Origin of the sequence: Carboxylicivirga linearis (genome assembly GCF_018271995.1) — a bacterium.
Classification (GTDB): Bacteria; Bacteroidota; Bacteroidia; order Bacteroidales; family Marinilabiliaceae; genus Carboxylicivirga; species Carboxylicivirga linearis.
Genome location: NZ_JAGUCO010000013.1, coordinates 41,976 through 62,642, shown reverse-complemented (window position 1 = coordinate 62,642; position 20,667 = coordinate 41,976). Strand labels below are relative to the sequence as shown.

The window sequence follows — 20,667 nt, the reverse complement described above, 5'->3', positions numbered from 1 at the left end:
TCAATTTTAATATTATTCAGATTTCTTCATAAGAGAAATCATAACATCAGCATAACGCTTACCTAAAATTCTATACCCCTCAGCAGAAAAATGCAGCTGATCAGCAACTGCGGGACAGCCTGCTGACGATACCACATGAGCATTAGCAATCACTTCAGGAAGCGTTGCAATTATTGGGTTCATACTGGCACATTTACCTCCTTCTTCAGCTGATACAACTTCTCCGGCAATTAGTGGCACATCAGCAGGATTCAGATCTAAATCTGCCATCAGCTGATCATAAACCACCTTTACCTTCTTTGTCCAAAGAGTATCACCTGTATTGGATTCGCCCTGATGCAGCAAAATTCCTTTGATAACACCATCCTTTTTTCCAAGTTTGGCCATTTCAACCAACCGTTTGTATGGATTGCCATCGTATTCCTTTACCATATTTTTCAACCAATCAGGAGATGATTCAACGTAGGACTGATAATTGTCCTTATCGAACAATTCTATTTTACAACCTCCAACGGAGACATTGACAACACCGATTTCAACATTATCGGGCACATATTCCAACATTTTTCTTCCAAAATAATCAACCGGTGTTAACCCGGTATAACATCTACATAAAGGAGGAACGGCTTTGTACCACAAGCCCTTCACCCTGTTCAAATCGGGACAATCCACAGCAGCCATCACCTTAAACCGCTCATCTACACCTACCGTATCCTGCGGCTCAAAACGTGCATTTCCTTCCATATTTGATTGTCCAAAGCTAAGAAAAACATACATTTTCTTAGCCGCCGAGATGGTGTCTGAGACATGAAAATAATCAAAATCAACAAAACCTCCAGACGATTGACTTGCATAGTTAAACAGTCCAAACCTGTATCCCATAAAATGCGATAAGGTATATTGCATTTTTAGTTCTGATCCGATTGCGTTCCATTTCTCACCATCCAAGCTATAGTAAAAATACGCTCTATCTTTTCTATTCCTGAAATCACACTCTGCCTTTAAATACACCTTTTGTTGATTCAAAGGAATCTTTTCCATCTCAACGGGCTTATCATTCTGAGCACTAACCATCACAATCCTTTTCTCTCCATTGTCATACTTCACACCCACCAAACCATATTTTTGCTGTAATAAGGCTAAACCGGCAAAATCACCCTCTTTCATATTTGCGATTTCAATCAATGTTGATCCGGAGCATATGGGTCCAATTGTACGTTGAGTAAGGGTATTTTTAGCCAACTCAAAGTCATTCACCACCATTCCGGTTTTTAAACGAAGATAACCATTGCGCTCCCTGACTGACCATAATGAATTGTCAGGGTTATGATTCCACTGCCAAACCAAAGGTAAATCAGGATCTTTCTTTTCTCTGTCAAAATCATCAGAATTTACTATTCCCGGTATCAAACCTTTAGCCATTGGTAAATCAAGCTGATCGGGTACTTTGCCATCAACTCCCAGTACCGGCCATCCATCTTTCCATTCAACCGGCACCATATATGGAATACGACCAACCGAACCATAATCGCGAAACAAATATGAAAACCACTTTCCATCCTTTGTATCAATCAAACCTCCCTGAGCTACTCCTTTATCCTGCAATGCAACACGTCCTTCATAAGGACCGGTTATATTATCTGCCCTATGAATAATTACTGTGCGCATACCTTGCCGCGGCCAGGTTATATTAAAAAGGTAATATTTTCCATTTATTTTAAATAGTTGCGAACCTTCAGCAGGTAACATCAAATCTTTTCCGGCGGGAGCACCTGCATTTTCAATAATTACCTGTTCTGTTTCCGGTTTAATTCCATCAAGTTCGTTGGTTAACTCAACTAGTTTAATTTTACCTCCTCCATAAATCATATATGCTTTTCCATCATCATCAAAAAACAAGGAATGATCATGCAACATTGGTTGAAATGCCTTTTTTTTCCATGGGCCTTTTTCGATATCTTTTGTTGAATAAATATATGTTTTACCTGTTGTGCCCGAAAAAGTTGACACATAATATTTTCCTTTATAAAACCGAATACAACTCGCCCATGATCCTTTTCCATAAGCACTCTTTCCATTCGCTAAATTTAACGCGTCAACATCATCCAGTCCATCATAACAATAATTGATGATTTCCCAATTAACCAGATCTTTCGATTTCATAATGGGCACTCCCGGACTCATATGCATTGTAGTACTGCTCATGTAATAGGTGTCCCCTCTTCTGATCATAGACATATCAGGCACATCTGAGTGAATGATTGGATTTTGAGCTATATTGTTTTCAAATATTAGTAGGCCAAATATTACTAACAGGTAACAGATTCTTACTTTCATCTTAATCATTATTTAAATAGATATTGTGAAAAATGGTACAAATTATTCCGCCATACAGGCCATGTATGGCCACCCGGATATTCATCATAAGAATATTTAATTTTCATTTCATCAAACTTTTCTAACATTCGCTGGCAGTTCTTCCAGGCAATATCTTCTTTCCCTCCCATCGACAACCAAAACATTTTCAGATTCTTATTAAGCAAATCAGCGTTTTGTTTCATAAAACCATATTCTTTTCCAGCTATATCATCTTGCATTGGATGAATCCAACCTGAACTGAAGACACCAAGATAGTTGAACAGATCTGTATTATGCAGACCGGCATAAAGTGTTTGTAAACCTCCCATCGATAATCCTGCCAAAGCACGTGACTGAGGACTGGTAAGCACCCTGTAAGTGTTTTCAACAAAAGGAATAACTACTTCTTTCAATTCAGCTTCAAATAATTGAAGAGTACCTTCTCCCAACCCCGATAAGGGCATATTCCCATCAATCATTACCACCATCATTGGTGTTGCTTTACCTTCGGCAATAAGATTATCCAATATCAGATCCACTTTACCCTGCATAGCCCATCCTCGTTGGTCCTCACCACCTCCATGAAGCAGGTATAATACAGGATACTTCTTACCAGCATTTTGGTCATATCCGGGAGGAGTATACATATAAAAGTTTCGCCATGATTTAGTGATATGCGAGAAATACCTTTTTACTCTGATTTCACCATGAAGAACATCTTTTACCTGGTAATAACCATCACCCTTAAACGGAACTTCAATTCCGCTGGCCATGCGCCCCATTCCATAGAAAGTTTCACTAGCCGGATCTGCTACTGCAACACCATCAACAATAAGTGAATAATAATGAAATCCTTCGCCCAACGAATCAGTAGTAATACTCCAAATACCATTCTCATCTTTAAGCATATCATACTTTTTGCCTAAATCAAGTTGTATTTTTTTTGCATTCGGAGCTTTTAATTTGAAAATGGCACGACTATTAGACAGTATTTTGGGATATTGAGATGAACGAATATTTGTTTCGGCTCTGACCTCCTCTATTAAACTGGCTTCACTAACTAAATGGCTATTAGTCTTAAACAACAATTGCGAAAAATGATAAAAATTATCTTTCCAGACTTTAAAATCATGATAACCATCCGGTAAAACTTCATAAACATGAGGAACATGCCTGCTTTGAAGATAATCATGAGTTCGTTTACTGAAAGCAATAAGATTGTCTTTATCACCACAAGAGATCCATAACAATTTCAGTCGCTTTTTTGTCTCTTCAGGATTGGGTACCAATATCTCAGGTGCTTTGGTATTAGGAGCTGATGAAAAACCGCCAACCCAGGCAAACTGATCAAGGTTACCCAATCCAATGTTTAGCGACTGTCCGCCACCCATTGAAAGGCCTGCTATAGCCCTGTGCTCACGATCTGTGAGAACAGGATAGTTGTGTTCAATATATGGAATAAGATCATTTAACAGATCTTTCTCAAAGGTAGAGAAAGCTGCCACTTTGATACTATCAAAAATATTACCAATAGCCCTGTCATCACTCATTGCACGTCCATTGGGCAAAACAACTATCATCGGTTCTACTTTGTTTTGAGCATACAAATTATCAAGTATAGTGTGTGGTTGTCCATGTGCAAACCATTCTTTTTCGTCTCCACCAATACCATGTAATAGATAAAGCACAGGGTACTTCTTATCCTTTGAATAATAAGGAGGTGTATAAATTAATGCCCTCCGATTCGAACCTACCGTTTTAGAATGATAAGTGATTGTATCAATTTTACCGTGATTAATATTAGAATTGAAGGTATCAAAGTCAAGTGGTGCTGGATAAAAATCAACTTGCGCATACAAACCGATGACGATAAAATAAAATGTACCAAGAAAGAATAATTTCATAGATGATGAATCTTAGTTAAAATTGCAATTAACTAATTCAAGCCAAATTTGAGTTAATATTTTGAATATTGTAGTTGTAAATTGGGATATTTTCTAAATACAATATCTCATTCAAAATAAAGTTAACACATTGGTATTATGGCACATTTATCCATCAAACAATATCTAAAGTTAACATATCTCATAACAACTTTCTTAATAATTTAAAGCAGACCTAGTAATATGGATTCTCTAATTTACATTCTATAAATTAATAAATAGCTCTAATTAATAAGAATAGTTATATCGATTGTAATACTATAGCAGCTTCATCAAATCTTTTAAGCAGAATAGTACATTCAGCCTTAATATAATTTTATTAGTCGATTTATCATGTGTAAAGTCAAACTGATTTCTATTATTTTATTCTCTACAACTTGCAATTACTAACACAAAAACACAAATCCCTTTATAAAACACACATGCAACACCTTAGGCTTCCTTGTTACTTAGTTTTTCCAAGGAAGAACTCCTTATAAATTTAAGATTCTATTGTTTTCTAATTAAAATCATTTTAACTTTGATTGTAGTCATTTGGTTCAAGAGTGAACAAGTGATGAACACATTTTACGAGATAATACAACTCACTGAAATTATAAGCGTTGTGGACTTCAATAAAGTCCCGCCTCGGGTACCAAACTGGATTCATCTAGAACCAAAAGCGCTTAAAACATTCGTTTTAAGCGCTTTCTTTATTTTCAGTTAACTTCAATAAATTCTTTTGAATATCAATTTCATTTAATTCCTAAACTTGAACCCAATGCATTTGCTACTCCAGATGGTTATGATTTTATTACAACCGGACTGTTGCCTTTAATTGTTACCAAATTCTTTTCATTAAGTACCTTGTATTTTTTTTCAGGACCATCAACTTTTTATTTTACCCCATAAAATTATGACTACGCCCCATGAACTTTTAACTAAGTAACAGTGATTTATTAAAAATTGTTGGTGACAAACAATAAATTACTCGTACAGAATAAAAAGTTAATAGTCCGTAATGAAAATTTAGTGAACAACAAGAAAAAGCTGTAGGGTATACTTAAAATAAAACACAACCTGTAATAATAGGAATAAAGCATGGCTCAGTCGCCTTGTACTGACACCTTAGTCAATATACATTTACCAATTCTAAACCACCAATCAACCTAATATCATCATTAAAGAACATATAAAAGCAAGTTTCATAGATTACTAATCATCAACTAACTTGCTTAGAAAGGAGAGTACTTATAATACAATATTATCCACTAATAACATATGTAAGCTAATCTAACCTGAGATTTAAAAACCAATTTAATATATTTTAATACCTAGAAAAATACAGATGAGAAATTAATTAACTAAATTGCATTGATAAATAATACTCAATCTAAATTTAAAAAGAATGAATAAAGCAGAATTTGTAAGTGCAATTGCATCGGAAAGTGGATTATCAAAAGTTGATTCAGAAAAAGCTCTTAATGCAACAACAGAAGCCATTAAAAGTGCTTTAGCAAAAGGAGAAAGCATTCAATTAATAGGCTTTGGAACATTTTCCATCAGTGAACGATCAGCCAGAACCGGAAGAAATCCACAAACAGGAAAAGAAATCCAAATTGCAGCAAAGAAAGTAGCAAAGTTCAAACCAGGTAAGGCTCTGGACGAAGCAATTAATTAGAATATATTTAAGGAGGTTCACACCTCCTTTTTTTTTAGTTTTACCCGATGGCATTTATCCAAACCATTTTAATAGACATAAAAGGTTTCTGCTTCTTAAATAATGTACGAACTGACAAAAACCATTAGTTATTGGATTGCTGTCAATATCATTTTTATCAGATGTAGTTTCTTTCTTTTGAAAAGTACAAGCTATGATCAACATTAAACAAACTATAAGAATCTGATTGCCGTTCATAAACTGTATACTTGCATTATTTTAATTCAGAAGTCCACTGTTTATTGGGTTCTGATCCCATATTTAAAATCAAAGTACCTCCTTTTACCAAATCATTCTGCGGTAATGACCAATTCTTTAATTCTTTCCCATTCCATTCTGCAGATTGCACAAAAACGTTTTGATCCGAATTATCTTCTGTTTTGATAATTAATTTATTGCCTGTATAATATTTGGAATTAAGCTCAATGGTAATTTTATCAAATATTGGAGAACCAATTTCTAATTGTGGTTCCAGAGAACATCCTCCTTTCATTGAGAACAAACCCATCTTCATTAAAACGGCTAAAGATCCCATCAGTCCCTGATCCTCATCTCCATTGTAGCCCCTGGCTGGAATAATTCCCTCATAAACAGTCTCAACCACTTTACGCGACCAATATTGTGTCAACCAAGGCTTATCGAGATAATTAAAGATAAATGCTGTTTGAATCGAAGGCTGATTTCCATAATTGATAGGAATGCGACTGAACTCGGGATGGGTTTCTCTATCGTGAGAAGTTCCTGCAGTAAACCCTAATTGTTCAGCCTCAATAAAAGAATGATGTAGTTTATCTGCTGCTTTTTTCTTTCCTCCCATCAAAGTCGCTAAATCTTCAATATTGTGAGGCACAAACCAGGTTGCCTGAGCTCCATTGGCTTCAATAAATCCATTATCTATCTGATAAGGATCGAAATCTGCCTTCCATTGGCCACATTTATTTCTGGGACGCATCCAACCACTAATACTATCAAACACATTCTGATAGTTGAAGCTTCTTTGAGTAAAATACCTTTCATCGTCGACATATCGTAGCTTATGTGCTAACTGAGCCAATGTCCAATCCTGATATGCATTTTCTAATGTTTGACTCACACCATCCTGATGAGCACCATATTCAACCTCTGCAAGAGGATAAGGTATATAGTTCTCCTTTATATAGTTATTTAATCCTCCTCCAATATTTGTATTATGCTCATAACCTGACTTCGACATAATTCCTCCAGGCAAATGATTCTTTTTCAGAGCCTCATATATTGGCTTGATATTATCCTTAACAATACCTTTTTGAATAGCACTTACAATAAACGGAGTGGATGATGCGCCTGTCATTACATAGGTATAATTGCCACCAGATGGACCGCGAGGCACCAAACCTCCATCTTTGTAATATTGCATTAACGATTGTACAAACTCATCAGCAATTTCGGGATAAACCAACCCCCAAAGTGTATTAATAGTCCATTGAGCACCCCAAAATGAATCGGAATTGTAATGATTAAATAATGGCTTGCCATTCTCGTCTACAGGCAAGTGACCTATTCTGAATAGTTCACCTGTATTATCGGGATAATCGCCATTTACGTCACTGATGATTCTTCTGCCTTGCAATGCATGCCATAAATCGGTATAAAATCTTTTTTGTTGATCGCTTGTTCCACCTTCCACTTTTATTCTGGAAAGCATATTATTCCATTCCTCTTGCGAATCCTTAACTACCTTATCAAAATCCCATCCGGGAAGCTCTTCTTCCATATTTTTAGCAGCATTTTCATTGGAAGTATATGAAATAGCCACCTTCATTAAAAGTGGTTCATTTATTCTTTGAAACGACACACGGTAGTTTCCTGTAATTGTATCTTTTTCAATATTATCAACAGGAGCACTAAAATCGACAATAAAAAATACTTTACAATCCTTAGGACGCCGAAATGTAGCTTCATTGGTAACCTCACCTATCATTCGATGCATTCCATCCTTTAGAACAACAGAGCCATTTTTCATTAAGCTTGGGCCTAACTCTCCATTGAGATTAAAAAGCACAACCGGATTTTCGTCTGCTTTAAATTGATAACGATGAAAACCAACACGTTTGGTAGATGTTAGTTCTGCAGTAATGCCAAATCTCTCGAGGTATACCCTGTGATACCCCGGAGTAATTTCTTCTTTATCGTGACTGAAAGGAGAGTAATAATCACTGCAATCAGCATCTCTTGTTACTGGCATAACACTTGGGCCTGCCAGTTGCCAGGCATGTATATGACTAAAACCTTTTATAGTATCAACCTGATACCGATAACCACTTCCCCAGGCTCCTTTTGTTTCGGTATCAGGACTTAAATTTACCATTCCAAATGGCCTTGATGCAGAAGTAAAGAAAAACCATCGTGAGTTTTCGGTATCTACAGTTGGAACAACCATTTTGGTATAGAATAATTTAGTTTCTTTCACCTCTTTACATGATGAAACAAAGACTAACAATGCGAATAGGCTATAAATCAATATTTTTCTATCTGATATGATCATCATTCAATTATTTTTCTTGCAGGCAAATTTCTTTCCCTACTCCATTCTCTAAATGAAAACATCTGTTAATACTTTTAGGATAACTCCTATCATGGCTAACCATTATAAAAGTACGGTTTGATGTATATTTTTCTATTAATAATTGTGCTTTTAACACCAGTTCATCACTAAATCCCTGAAAAGGTTCATCCAAAATAAGAAGAGGAGCATTTTTCACCAGCACACCACATAATATAACTAATTTCTGACGCACAACACTTAGCTCATAAAACATCTCATTTAAACACTTTTCTATACCAAAATAACTTAGAAGTTGATCTCTAAATTTTAATTCCTCTTCACTTAAAGGTCTTTTCTTATATGGATTTTGAATTGCCAATGAACGTATAACATCTTCTACCATTTGCCTTTTATTAGTATAACGATGTAATTCAGAAGAATAAAATCCTATACGCTCTTTTACATCCCATATACTTTGCCCGGCACCTCTTCTGTTGCCAAAAGAATAAACTTCGTTACTATACGATTGCGGATTATCGGCATAGATAACACTTAACAAAGTGGATTTTCCAGCTCCGTTTTTACCCGACAAGGCCCATTTATCATTCTTCTTAACCGCCCAATTTACCTCATCAAGTACATTTCTATTATTATATGTCACTACTATATCCTTTAACTCAAAAACATTAGTATAATCCGCTATAGCTGAAGGTTCTGGAATATGGATATGATTAATTGAATTTGTATTTGGTGTTTCCGGTAAACTATTGCGTTCGATCAATTGATCTGATTTAAATGACCATTTAGATGTACTTGTACAAACAATTACTGATTTTCCATGTTGAGCCAAATGTCTGAATAATTCATGCAGATGCTCTCTACTCCCTGAATCCACACCTATACCTGGTTCTTCAACTATTAGTAATTTAGTATTCTCACAAGCAGCCTTTATAGCCAGTGCTTTTTTAAACTCTCCCGTCGAGAGCATATTTATCTTTTCATCCATCAGTTTATCTAAGCCAAACTTATGCATTAACGATATCAGATATACATCTGAAATTTCTCCTAAGAATTCAGCCAACGACAATAAATCATCATTTTCAGTGGCGTGGTACCTTTGCTGATAATAGTCGCCCACAAGCTTACTTTTTAATTGAAACCGAAGTACCTTAAGGTGTTTCTTCAACTTATACAGACTTGAACTTTTACCTGCTTCCCCTTGATAAATCACCTGATCATTTTCAAATCTTTTTGCTCCTTCAATCCACAATAGAAAATCACTAATCAACTGCGTATCTTTGGTATGTATAACGATATATTGATTTTCATCAACAATAACTTCGCCCAACAAATGAGAATGTATAGATATTGGAAATGGCATTTTTACTATTTTAGAATGAAATCATTCAAAAGTAACAACTAAAATCCACTCAAAGTCATAATTTAATCACTTTACCCCCTACTATAACTTTGCAATTATTATAAATGATGTAAAATGATTGTAATAGTTCCTAACAGGCAGCGAATACTTCAAGTGTTTTATTACATTTGAAATCATTAAAATCAAAATTTTAAATAATACTAAATGAGAAAAAAGAAAACAATTGCCCTGGTGGCTCACGATAATAGAAAAAGTGACCTCATCGACTGGGTTGAATACAACTGGAAGGAATTATTTCAGCATAATTTGGTTTGTACCGGAACCACTGGCTCTATGGTTAAAGAAGTGATGGATAAAAAGTGTGAAGACAATAACCTTATACCTCCATCAATTACACGGTTTAAATCAGGCCCATTAGGTGGAGATCAACAGTTGGGTGCGTTAATAGCTGAAGGAAAAGTAGACATCTTTATTTTCCTATGGGATCCAATGCAACCACAGCCTCATGATGTTGATGTAAAAGCCCTGTTAAGAATTTGTGCTCTTTACAATGTGGTTACTGCAACTAACAGATCAACCGCTGATTTTATTATCTCCAGTGAACTATTCCATAAAGATTACAAACCAGCCATCATAGATTATTCATCCTATATTAATCGATTAAATAAGTGATTCATTAAAACCTAATCTATTATCAACAATGGAATTAGTCAATTATATTAAGTCACATATTTCTTTAACTGATGAAGATGTGCTTTTTATTAATTCCCATACACAAAAGGAGTTCTATCACAAGGGTGATATCATAAGAGCTCCTCACACCAAATCGCAAAAAATACATTATATACACAAAGGTTACGCCCGTAATTTTTACGAAAAAAACGGGAAAGACATTACCTATTTCTTTCTGAAAGATAACTCTTTCACACTGCCTGTTGATGCGGTATATTTTAACGCCCCAACAAAATATGGCTTGCAAGCCGAAGAGGATCTTCAACTTACTTCTTTTAAATATTCCGATTTATTGCTAATGCTGGAACGCATCCCACGAATGGCACATTTATACGAATTAGAAATGGCCAAATTCATTAAGCAACTTAGCGATAAGTATTATCTTATCCAGTTTCAGTCGGCTCAGGACAGGTATAATTCAATGATGGAAAAATATCCTGACATATTACTCCATGTTTCTCTGGGTCATGTTGCCTCTTATCTTGGTATTACGCAAGAAACGTTGAGTCGTATCCGCACTAAATAAATCTTTACAATAGTCTTATTCATTAAATCCAACTCCGCCGTTCATATTTTAGAGGTGAATCTCACTTTTTGATTTAGGTCAAAAAATATCCCTTTTTTTCTAAAGTTCTTTGTATCCAACAAACGGGATACAATGAAATCAACATCAACAAATGCACTTAAATCCACATTTAAAAGGGTAATTAAAACGATCCTTCATCCCCGTGTGCATTACATTTTCGTTGTTGATGAGAGCGGATTACATATTCATTTCAACGAAATAAAAAAGAAGTTACTATTAAAACTTCCAATGGTAAGTGTAATTTATTTACATGATAAGAAAGTTGATAACATCCTCTTCTCAAAAGAATTGAAATCGTTTCAAAAACGGTTTCACCAACAATTCATTCTTCATTTTATAAAATATAATTCATCGGTTCCTGAAGATGCAGCTTATTCAATTCAACGCATTCTTGAGTTGGAAATAAATTGTAGTCTTCGCAAACGAATCAAATATAAGTTTTTCGGAAGCAATCAACTGGCTTACATTGTTTCTGAAAAAATAGAACTACTAAAAGGTAAAGAAAACCATATTCAATCTCATATCATTCTAACCAACCCGATTAACCAAACCGCCCTTTAATTTGAATAAAAAAATACAATGAAAATACATGAATTATAATATGAACAAATACGTTATCTTAATGCTACTCCCATTGCTCGGAGTAAATGTACTTGCGCAACAGGAAGCAACATCTGCTGATACATTGTATTTTGGTTTTAACGAATCACTGCAATATTTAATCAGCAACAGTAAATCTATACAAGTTGCATCATACCAGAAAGAAGCTACCGAGCACGAGAAAAAAGCTACTAATTCGCATCGTATGCCTCACATTGGTATTACGGGTACTTATGCCATCATGGATGATGACATAGAGATGCATGCCGATCTATCTGGTATAACCGAACCATTGGGAGAGTTACTTCAAGGTTTAGGAGGAATGCTACCTCCAGGATCCCTTCCTTCTATTAGTATGCCAAACAGCATGGGACTGACCATACAGGAGCAACAACTGGGCGTATTAATGGGAACCTTCTCGATGCCTATTTACACAGGTGGTAAAATTAACGCAGCCCATCGAGCAGCAGAAGCTAAAGTATTTGAAGCGTCGGAGAACCTGAGAGAAGTGACTAACCAACAGATTACTGAATTGGTGACACGATATTTTGGTTTACAATTAACCAACAAAGTGATGGATATTCGAAGCGAAGCTTTAAACAACATTGAAAATCACCTGAACAATGCAAAAAAGATGGAAGAGCAAGGTCAAATAGCCCATGTTGAACGTCTTCATGCTGAAGTGGCGTATGCCAATGCATCGCGCGAATACAGGTCTTCGGCCAAAGATTTAGAAATGACTCAAAAAGGACTTCAAAACACTTTAGGTACTGATCAGGTAATAGTTCCGATGGATGAGCTTTTCATTCCGCAGAACATACAGCCTCTAGATCATTATCAATCAATGGCTTTACAAAACAGTCCTTTATTAGGACAGATTGATGCTAAAAAGAATCTGGTAAATGAAAAACTTAAAGTAGAGCGATCGAAATACCTACCCGATGTAGCTTTAATGGGAGGTGCCAACCTATTGGATTACCAGCTTACAGAAATGGCTCCTCAATGGTTTGTTGGAGTTGGAGTTTCATTCACTCTATTCGATGGTTTTGATCGAAGTAACAAAATAAAAGCCGCCAAGAGTCAGGCTCTGCAGGTTGATAATTATTACGATAAAGCATCTGACGACATTAAAATGGTGGTTCAAAAGTTGTATCAAACCATGGAGAAAGCATTCGATGAATATGAATCGTTAACAACAACCGAAGCTTTTGCTGCTGAATATCTTGATGCTCGTCAGAAAGCATTTAGCAACGGATTGGCAACTTCAACCGATGTAGTGGATGCTCAACTAAATATGGAGAAAGTACGAATTGCAAAACTGCAAGCCGCATACGCTTACGATGTAGCTTTAGCATCAATGCTTCAATATTGCGGAGCCAGCAACACATTTGAACAATACCGATAACAAGTCAAAAGGCAAAATTAAAACGTTGAAATTGGTATTCTGAGCTTGTCGAAGAAACTACTGACTACCGACTTATAACTGAAATAAAAAGTAAAATACATAACGTCAATCAAAGATGGTACATGTCCCTCTCTTTTATTGACACCAAAAGATTAAAGTATCATGAATAAAAAAGCCTATAGCCTGCTAATCATACTAGCTGCACTACTCTTAATAACAATCTGTGGATGGTTTTTTGTTAGTCCCGATCCGGTTTTAATTCGAGGCGAAGTAGATGCCAAACAAGTAAGTGTAGCGACCAAAATTGTGGGTCGTGTATCACGTCTTGATGTGGAAGAAGGTCAACAAGTAAAAAAAGGTGATACACTGATGATTATTGACAGTCCTGAGGTGTATGCTAAATTGATGCAAGCCGAAGCAGCTAAAGCAGCTGCAACAGCCCAAAGTAACAAAGCCCAAAAAGGAGCTCGTGACGAACAAATCCAAGCTGCTAAAAGCGTTTGGGAGAAAGCCAAAGCAGCTTCAGACCTGATGGAGAAAACCTTTGAGCGCATACAAACCTTATACGAAGAAGGTGTAGTACCAGCTCAAAAACGCGATGAAGTGGAAACACAAATGAAAGCAGCTCAGCTCACAGCCAAAGCAGCTGAATCGCAATATGTGATGGCTAAAAACGGAGCTCGTACCGAAGATAAATCTGCAGCTGCAGCATTAGTAAATCAGGCCGACGGTGCTGTTACCGAAGTAGAATCGTACATTAAAGAAACCGAGGTTATTGCAGGCATAAATGGACAAATTTCAACCGTAATCCCTAACGAAGGTGAATTAGTAACACCGGGCTTACCAGTGGTTACTATCACCGATTTAAGTGATGCATGGGTGACTTTTAACATACGCGAAGACTGGTTACCCAAAGTGAAGCAAGGATCACAATTTCCGGTTACTATTCCAGCTTTAGGTATGAATGATGTGATGGTTGAAGTTACTTTCATCAATTCATTGGGAAGTTTTGCCACCAATACAGCAACAAAATCAGTAGGAGATTACGATTTAAAAACCTTTGAGGTGCGCATGAAACCGGTTAAAAATATCGACGGTTTATTGCCGGGAATGAGTGTGATTGTTAATTCAGAATTGTTTCAATAAAAGAATTTACCTTGTTGAATAAAGAACAATATCAAGGAATTAAAGGGCTGATACTTCGCGAGTGGCACGAAATACTAGAAAACCGCACTCTCCGTATGTGTTTGGTTTATTTCCCACTTCTCGCACTCATCTTCTTTACCTGGTTTTTTAAGGCTCAGCAACCAGAGAATTTACCTGTTGCCATTATCGATACAGATAACAGCGCTACCTCATCAAAACTGGTAAATATGTTGGATGCAACATCCGAACTTAAACTGGTGCGTAAATATACAGATTTGAAGTCGGCTGAATCTGCGTTAAAGCAAGGTATTGTATATGGAGTAGTAGCTATCCCCGATGATTTTGAACGATCGGTTATGAAAAGCGAACAGGCTGATGTGGTTATGTTATATAATAACGAGTTGCTGATTCCTGCAGGAACAGTCAGCAAAGCGGTTAATAAAGTAACGGCCACTATGGGAGCAGGTATCAACATTAAACGCAATATGATGAAGGGTGATAGCTACGATGCTGCACTGAAAAAAGCCCAACCTATAATTATCGATTCACAGGTAATGTTTAACTCAACTGTTAATTACCTATACTTTCTGGTTTCGGGAATATTACCGGCATTACTTCAAATATTTGTTTTGATGGTTGGCGGTTTTGTAATCGGAAGAGAACTACGAAACGGAACAGGTAAAGAATGGCTGACTTATGCAGATAATAGCATTATAAAGGCAATTATCGGTAAAATGACTCCTTACGTAGCCATTTTCACAATTGTTGGATTTACTTACAATAGCGTTCTATACGACTATCTGAATGTACCAATGAACGGAAGCAGATTAATTGTTGAAGCAGGTCAGATAGTTATGATATTAGCTTATTTTGGTATCTCTTTCACCCTGGTTGCGTGGTCGAGAAATATGCGTTTCTCTATTAGTATTTCAGCCATATTTGGTGCCTTGGCTTTTAGTTTTTCAGGTCTCACTTTTCCTGTTTCAGGAATGCCCGATATAGCTCAATCACTAACGCACATGTTTCCATTCACCCATTACCTGGAGCTTTTTCTAAACCAGGCATTTTATGGTGCACCTGCCATATCCGGTCTGGCAAGATTGGGGATTATGTGTGGCTTTATTATTCTGCCATTGGTTTCCATACGCAGAATGAAGGAAGTAATGAGTGATTCAAAATTCTACGGTCGTTTGTAGATATAAAGATCAGTACTATGAATTCAATTTTAGATAAATTAAAACAGATCATATACTTTGCCTCACAAGAGTTACTCAATATTGTGAAGGATTCGGGTGTTGTACTTATCTTTTTTGTTGCAACACTTTTATATCCTGCCTTATATGCTTTTGTGTATCAGAAAGAGGCAATTGACGCACTACCGGTAGCTGTTATTGATGATGATAATACTCAAACCAGCCGAAAACTGGTTACTATGCTTGATGCTTCATCGGATATATCCGTTACTGAAAAAATTAACGACTTTCAGCAGGCTGAACAGCTTTTTCTGAATAAGAAAATCTACGGAATCATAACCATTGACAATGATTTTGAGAAACAAGTTTTAAAAGGAGAACAGGCACATTTGGGTGTATATTGCGACGGCAGTTACATTATGCACTATAAAACAGTGCTAACAGCTGCAACAAAAACAGGTCTGACATTTGGGGCGGGCGTACAAGCCAAAAAACTACTAATGAAAGGAACTCCCAAATCGCAGTTGATGGCACAAATCAGTCCTGTTAACCTGGTATCAAAACCTTTGTTTAATGCAACTGGCGGATACGGAACTTACCTGATGCCACCCATTATGGTATTGGTTATACAACAGTTACTTTTGATTGGAATAGGAATGATTGGTGGAACACACCGCGAAAACAACGGCGGTAAATACATTATCTCGCAGGAAATAAAAGAACGTGGTTGGGACAATTGGTTTCTGGGACGAGCATTGAGCTATTTTATCATTTTCATGTTGGTAACTTACTACCTGTTTGTTCTGACATTTAAATGGTTTGAATTTCCTATTCACGGTAATCCGTCAGATGTATTGATATTAATGACACCGATGGTGTTAGCATCCATTTTCCTGGCCATGTGGTTATCAACCTATTTTTACTTCAGAGTGCAATCGATGATGCTTTTTCTGTTTAGTTCCTTCATCTTTTTGTTTTTGAGCGGAATAAGTTGGCCTGTAGAAGCATTCCCTCCTTTCTTCAAGTGGCTTTCGCAGCTTTTACCAAGCACACAAGGAATTCAGGGAATTATGAAAATTCAGATTTTTGGAGCCAATCTCTCCGAAGTCCAAAATCACATAACTGCTCTATGGGCGCTTACTGTTGTATTTTTTACAGGAAGTGGCCTGCGCTTTTGGCAGTTATCAACAAAAAAGCAATGATGGTTGAATAATTTGATAGTTACTTAAAAGGCTGAATCAGAACGTTGATTCAGCCTTTTTTATATTGATAAAAAATCGAAATTAAAACTATAAGCTAAAAACTCATATCCAATAAACTAAAGCCCCTTCACCTCTAATACTTTAACCATAGTAGGCTTAGCTTTAGCTACTCCTTCGCCATCTACCTGATCTACTTTTTGCACAAATAAGTGTAGCTTTCCTTTTTCTTTCCACAATTCAGTATCGAACGATGGCTCCCATAATCCAACCCCAAAATCTGTAATATCAGAAACCTCCACTTTTGATTTCTTGCCTAAGGTTACTTTCGCCATCGAAACCTTAGAATCTCGCTCTTCATCTCTGAAAATTACATAAGCTTTGGTTTTCTTCCCTTTTGATTTTGCTACTATCTGCGGACGAGAAATAGGAATTCGTTTGGTTCCTCCTCCACTTAAAGAGAATGGTGTCGAACGAAATCCAAGGTTTTTATGCATCCATTCACCATTTTGAAAACTTACCAAATGAAACTGCGGAACATCTGAACCCTGCTCTCTCCAGTATGAAGCAATGTAAGGCTGTCCTTTAGCATCAGCCACCATTGATGTTTGATTGATCAACTCGCTTTTTTGAGGTATTCGGCAAGCATACTCTGCTGTTGAAGCATTAATTGGTAAATTATATTTTTCTCCACTGGTCTTTTCCCAGGTTTCTCCTCCATCTGTGGAACGAGCGTAGCATAAATCATGGTTCGATGAAACATCCCAGGTCTCGCGCCAAACCCACGATACATGAATAGTACCTTTAGAGTCGATGCAAGCTTGCCAATAAGCATTTCTTTGTCCTTCCCCGTCAATAAGGTTATCGTGCAATACACTCCAACTTTTACTTTGAATATCATATTTCTGAAGAACCAGATTTCCTCTTCCCGACATTCCATCGCGATACATAAACACAAGGTTTCCATCAGGCATTTTAAAGAATTGAGGATAGGTTACGTTATCCTCCTTAACACCTGCCATTGATATTTTAGGCCCTAACTCTAATCCATAAGGTTGGGTACTCTTAGCATATCTTAAGGGATGACCGTGATGATCCCATGCAACATGTAAATAACCTTCACCATCAACCATAATGCTTATACAGTTATGAGCATCTTTTACATTGCCCGTGTATTGAGTAACCTGGACTTCAAACTGTTTTGATTTAATGTGACGTTTACCCAATGTAAGTTTACCTTCTGGATTATAAAACGCTATAAACTGGGTGTCAGCCATAGTTACCAATGAATTTTGCCTGAACACAACTGCATTTACTGAATTATTAGCCCAGGCATCAGCTACATTGATCATATTCTGAGCTGATAAATAGGAACTAATACATAAAACAAGTAGTGCGAAACTTATAAATTTTCTCATCTGTCAACTAATTTTTAATCAAAAATAGAAAATATGATGAAAGCAAAATGTAATAAAAACGAAGGTTATTGCCAGAAATCAGATTTTAGTGCCAATATTTATTCCTGAAAAGTATTTTTATACATCGGCTATTCAGGCATTTAAAACATATTTTTAAACTAAATTTAAACATCTGCGTTTTAAAGCAGTTATTTAATAAACAAGCACACACAAGAAGCCTTACAAAATGGGATTTTTAACATCAATATTTAAGAGAGAACCCAAACCATTACAACTCGATATTCAAAAGAAATATAATTGCCCATCGGCCACCATTGTATATGGAACCAAAACAGGTAATGCTCAAATAGTTGCACAACAACTACATAAAACACTTCAAGATTATAACATAGACTCTGAATGTTTTAACATCTCGAAATACGATATCAATCGTATTTTATCAGAGAACTTATTGTTGATTGTAATGAGTACAGATGGAGAAGGTGAATTACCACCCAATAGCCGCAAATTCTATGGCTATTTAAATCATAAGGACTTTCCTCAGATACCACACCTTAACTATTCGATTTTAGCTTTGGGTGATTCCAGCTATGAATATTTTTGTGGTGCCGGTAAATTGATAGAAACTAAGTTAAATTCATTAGGAGCTCAATCTGTCATTCCTCGCATTGATTGTGATGTGGATTTTAAGGATGACGCACTGAACTGGATAGAAAAAGTATTTTTATTTTTAAGTGAAGGTTCAAAAGAAAAATCGCAAAATCAAACACCCACCATTAAGCTCGAGTTACCTGATTTGGATGAGGCAACACTCACCAAACGAGAGATTATTACTAAGGGTGAGAATTCAACTGCAACGTATCATATTGTTTTAGATAATTCGGATAGTAATATTAAATACGAAAGTGGTGATTGCATTGAGGTTATCCCGGAAAACCCAGATAAGTTAGTAACAGAAGTTTTGAATGTACTAAAAGCTGATGCACTACAACCCATTAATGGTGGTGGCAAAGCACTTTTCGACCTGCTAAAATATCATTACGAACTTACCAAACTAACAAGAAAAGTTGTTCGAAATTATCAAACAACCACATCACAGCCCAATCTATTAGAGCTAATTAACAATCAGGATGAATTAAATAAATACATTGCCGATAAGGATGTACTTGATTTAATTACAGATTATCCATCCAGCATTGATGGAGAATCGTTTGTTAAGACTCTTGCTCCACTGAATTCAAGATATTACTCCATTGCATCCGGCTATAAAGCTTTTCCTGATGAAATACATTTAACCATTAAAACTATTCGATTTGCTGCCCGCGAAAGACAGTACGAAGGAGCTGCTTCAACATACTTAAACGAATATTTAAAAGTAGGCACCAATATTAATTTTCGTTTTATCCCAAGTCCCACATTCCATTTACCAGAAAACAAAGATACCCCTGTTATCCTAATTGGTGTGGGAACCGGAATTGCTCCTTACAGAGGATTTCTTCAGGATAGAATGGTTGAAAACATTAAGGATCGAACCTGGCTAATTTGGGGAGACAAAAAACAAAATGAAGACTTTATTTATGAAGAAGAATTGAAACAATTCAAAGATGATGGATACCTATATCATCTTGACACTAGTTTTTCCAGAGATCAAGAAGAAAAAAGGTATGTTCAGAATATAGTAATGGAAAAACAAGCTGAAATTTATGAATGGATAATGAATGGAGCTCATATTTATTTATGCGGACATACACATATGGGACACGATGTTCGCGATGCTCTATCGAACATTATTATGAATCAGAAAGGTATTTCTAAACAGGCATCCAATCAAGAAATTGTACGTATGCAAGAAAATGGAATTCTTCACGAAGATTTATATTAAAAACGGGTAACTAAAGTTACCCGTTTTTAATATATCGTTTATAGTGTATTAGAAGCAAAATCTGACATTGAGTCCAAAGGAATTGGCTCCAAAATTAGTATTGTCAATTATTTCCAGGTAAGGTCGCCAATCTGCTCCTATCGCCAGAGGTGCACCATTAAAGTGATATTCTAGTCCCACTTCACCAACTGCACCTAATTTAAAATCACTTCCAATAAACGTGTAAGGTCCGGCACCTACATACCAATTAAATGCTTCTCCGCCCAAAGGTCGATACAAGAAATCCCATAGGGCATCAATACCTAAACCATCACCAAATGAAACATCGGCATGAACACGTGTAAATTCACCTAACGAAAATACTCCGTCAATAGCAACATTACCCCCGGTAACATCACCAAAACGTATACCTACTTCCTGTGCATTAGAAATACTAATTGCTCCAAATACGAGCAAAGCTAAGATTACAATTTTTTTCATAGTGCTTTCATTTAAATCTTATGTAATTTAAGAAATGCAATTAATAATGGCAATGGATTATTCTTAATTATGTTAGAATTTATTTTATAAAACCTACTATTTGAATTAAATGAAATAGCTA

The 20,667-nt window shown here is 36.2% G+C and carries 15 protein-coding genes; 9 read left to right on the top strand and 6 right to left on the bottom strand.

The window, feature by feature from the left end:
• Window positions 1–12 precede the first annotated feature (12 nt).
• Both KEM10_RS15255 and KEM10_RS15250 read right to left on the bottom strand, forming a co-directional pair.
• Entirely contained in the window at window positions 13–2,337 is a 2,325-nt protein-coding gene (locus KEM10_RS15255) for a beta-xylosidase family glycoside hydrolase (protein ID WP_212216894.1), read from the bottom strand.
• An 8-nt stretch (window positions 2,338–2,345) separates the two neighbouring features.
• Window positions 2,346–4,262: an alpha/beta hydrolase-fold protein gene (locus tag KEM10_RS15250; protein WP_212216893.1), complete on the bottom strand. Its 1,917-nt coding sequence runs from the start codon at window positions 4,260–4,262 to the stop codon at window positions 2,346–2,348.
• A gap of 1,426 nt (window positions 4,263–5,688) precedes the next feature.
• Here KEM10_RS15250 and KEM10_RS15245 point away from each other — a divergent pair.
• Window positions 5,689–5,961, top strand: a complete 273-nt coding sequence (locus KEM10_RS15245) for an HU family DNA-binding protein (RefSeq protein WP_212216892.1) — start codon at window positions 5,689–5,691, stop codon at window positions 5,959–5,961.
• A 253-nt stretch (window positions 5,962–6,214) separates the two neighbouring features.
• On the opposite strand, the gene KEM10_RS15240 is transcribed toward KEM10_RS15245, so the two are convergent.
• Both KEM10_RS15240 and KEM10_RS15235 read right to left on the bottom strand, forming a co-directional pair.
• A complete protein-coding gene (locus tag KEM10_RS15240; protein ID WP_244825911.1) occupies window positions 6,215–8,527 on the bottom strand; it encodes a GH92 family glycosyl hydrolase in 2,313 nt (770 codons plus the stop codon).
• A 4-nt stretch (window positions 8,528–8,531) separates the two neighbouring features.
• Entirely contained in the window at window positions 8,532–9,905 is a 1,374-nt protein-coding gene (locus tag KEM10_RS15235) for an ATP-binding cassette domain-containing protein (protein WP_212216891.1), read from the bottom strand.
• A 204-nt stretch (window positions 9,906–10,109) separates the two neighbouring features.
• Here KEM10_RS15235 and KEM10_RS15230 point away from each other — a divergent pair, with 204 nt between their 5' ends.
• The 7 genes from KEM10_RS15230 to KEM10_RS15200 all read left to right on the top strand — a co-directional run bounded on the left by KEM10_RS15230 (window position 10,110) and on the right by KEM10_RS15200 (window position 16,769).
• Entirely contained in the window at window positions 10,110–10,577 is a 468-nt protein-coding gene (locus KEM10_RS15230) for a methylglyoxal synthase (RefSeq protein WP_212216890.1), read from the top strand.
• 28 nt (window positions 10,578–10,605) lie between these two features.
• Window positions 10,606–11,163 carry a Crp/Fnr family transcriptional regulator gene (locus KEM10_RS15225; RefSeq protein ID WP_212216889.1) on the top strand — a complete coding sequence of 186 codons (558 nt, stop codon included), beginning with the start codon at window positions 10,606–10,608 and terminating at the stop codon, window positions 11,161–11,163.
• Window positions 11,164–11,295: 132 nt separating this feature from the next.
• On the top strand, window positions 11,296–11,784 hold the full coding sequence (locus tag KEM10_RS15220; RefSeq protein ID WP_212216888.1) for a hypothetical protein: 489 nt from the start codon (window positions 11,296–11,298) through the stop codon (window positions 11,782–11,784).
• A gap of 61 nt (window positions 11,785–11,845) precedes the next feature.
• The gene (locus KEM10_RS15215) at window positions 11,846–13,228 is read left to right on the top strand and encodes a TolC family protein (RefSeq protein ID WP_212216887.1); all 1,383 of its coding nucleotides are present in this window, start codon (window positions 11,846–11,848) and stop codon (window positions 13,226–13,228) included.
• A gap of 162 nt (window positions 13,229–13,390) precedes the next feature.
• The gene (locus tag KEM10_RS15210) at window positions 13,391–14,374 is read left to right on the top strand and encodes an HlyD family secretion protein (protein ID WP_212216886.1); all 984 of its coding nucleotides are present in this window, start codon (window positions 13,391–13,393) and stop codon (window positions 14,372–14,374) included.
• 11 nt (window positions 14,375–14,385) lie between these two features.
• Entirely contained in the window at window positions 14,386–15,570 is a 1,185-nt protein-coding gene (locus KEM10_RS15205) for an ABC transporter permease (protein WP_212216885.1), read from the top strand.
• A 17-nt stretch (window positions 15,571–15,587) separates the two neighbouring features.
• Window positions 15,588–16,769, top strand: a complete 1,182-nt coding sequence (locus tag KEM10_RS15200; protein ID WP_212216884.1) for an ABC transporter permease — start codon at window positions 15,588–15,590, stop codon at window positions 16,767–16,769.
• A 116-nt stretch (window positions 16,770–16,885) separates the two neighbouring features.
• Here KEM10_RS15200 and KEM10_RS15195 read toward each other — a convergent pair whose 3' ends face one another.
• Window positions 16,886–18,184 carry a BNR repeat-containing protein gene (locus KEM10_RS15195; RefSeq protein WP_212216883.1) on the bottom strand — a complete coding sequence of 433 codons (1,299 nt, stop codon included), beginning with the start codon at window positions 18,182–18,184 and terminating at the stop codon, window positions 16,886–16,888.
• Between the two features lie 226 nt (window positions 18,185–18,410).
• On the opposite strand from KEM10_RS15195, the gene KEM10_RS15190 reads away from it, so the two are divergent.
• Window positions 18,411–20,066, top strand: a complete 1,656-nt coding sequence (locus tag KEM10_RS15190; protein WP_212216882.1) for a diflavin oxidoreductase — start codon at window positions 18,411–18,413, stop codon at window positions 20,064–20,066.
• A 48-nt stretch (window positions 20,067–20,114) separates the two neighbouring features.
• Here KEM10_RS15190 and KEM10_RS15185 read toward each other — a convergent pair whose 3' ends face one another.
• Window positions 20,115–20,546, bottom strand: a complete 432-nt coding sequence (locus tag KEM10_RS15185) for a hypothetical protein (RefSeq protein WP_212216881.1) — start codon at window positions 20,544–20,546, stop codon at window positions 20,115–20,117.
• Window positions 20,547–20,667 lie beyond the last annotated feature (121 nt).

Excerpts from the sequence above, each read along its gene's own strand:
- KEM10_RS15190 (WP_212216882.1), top strand. The coding sequence starts at position 18,411 with ATGGGATTTTTAACATCAATATTTAAGAGAGAACCCAAACCATTACAA.
- KEM10_RS15255 (WP_212216894.1), bottom strand. The coding sequence starts at position 2,337 with ATGAAAGTAAGAATCTGTTACCTGTTAGTAATATTTGGCCTACTAATA.
- KEM10_RS15215 (WP_212216887.1), top strand. The coding sequence starts at position 11,846 with ATGCTACTCCCATTGCTCGGAGTAAATGTACTTGCGCAACAGGAAGCA.
- KEM10_RS15225 (WP_212216889.1), top strand. The coding sequence starts at position 10,606 with ATGGAATTAGTCAATTATATTAAGTCACATATTTCTTTAACTGATGAA.
- KEM10_RS15210 (WP_212216886.1), top strand. The coding sequence starts at position 13,391 with ATGAATAAAAAAGCCTATAGCCTGCTAATCATACTAGCTGCACTACTC.
- KEM10_RS15220 (WP_212216888.1), top strand. The coding sequence starts at position 11,296 with ATGAAATCAACATCAACAAATGCACTTAAATCCACATTTAAAAGGGTA.
- KEM10_RS15240 (WP_244825911.1), bottom strand. The coding sequence starts at position 8,527 with ATGATGATCATATCAGATAGAAAAATATTGATTTATAGCCTATTCGCA.
- KEM10_RS15230 (WP_212216890.1), top strand. The coding sequence starts at position 10,110 with ATGAGAAAAAAGAAAACAATTGCCCTGGTGGCTCACGATAATAGAAAA.
- KEM10_RS15250 (WP_212216893.1), bottom strand. The coding sequence starts at position 4,262 with ATGAAATTATTCTTTCTTGGTACATTTTATTTTATCGTCATCGGTTTG.
- KEM10_RS15235 (WP_212216891.1), bottom strand. The coding sequence starts at position 9,905 with ATGCCATTTCCAATATCTATACATTCTCATTTGTTGGGCGAAGTTATT.
- KEM10_RS15185 (WP_212216881.1), bottom strand. The coding sequence starts at position 20,546 with ATGAAAAAAATTGTAATCTTAGCTTTGCTCGTATTTGGAGCAATTAGT.
- KEM10_RS15245 (WP_212216892.1), top strand. The coding sequence starts at position 5,689 with ATGAATAAAGCAGAATTTGTAAGTGCAATTGCATCGGAAAGTGGATTA.
- KEM10_RS15195 (WP_212216883.1), bottom strand. The coding sequence starts at position 18,184 with ATGAGAAAATTTATAAGTTTCGCACTACTTGTTTTATGTATTAGTTCC.
- KEM10_RS15200 (WP_212216884.1), top strand. The coding sequence starts at position 15,588 with ATGAATTCAATTTTAGATAAATTAAAACAGATCATATACTTTGCCTCA.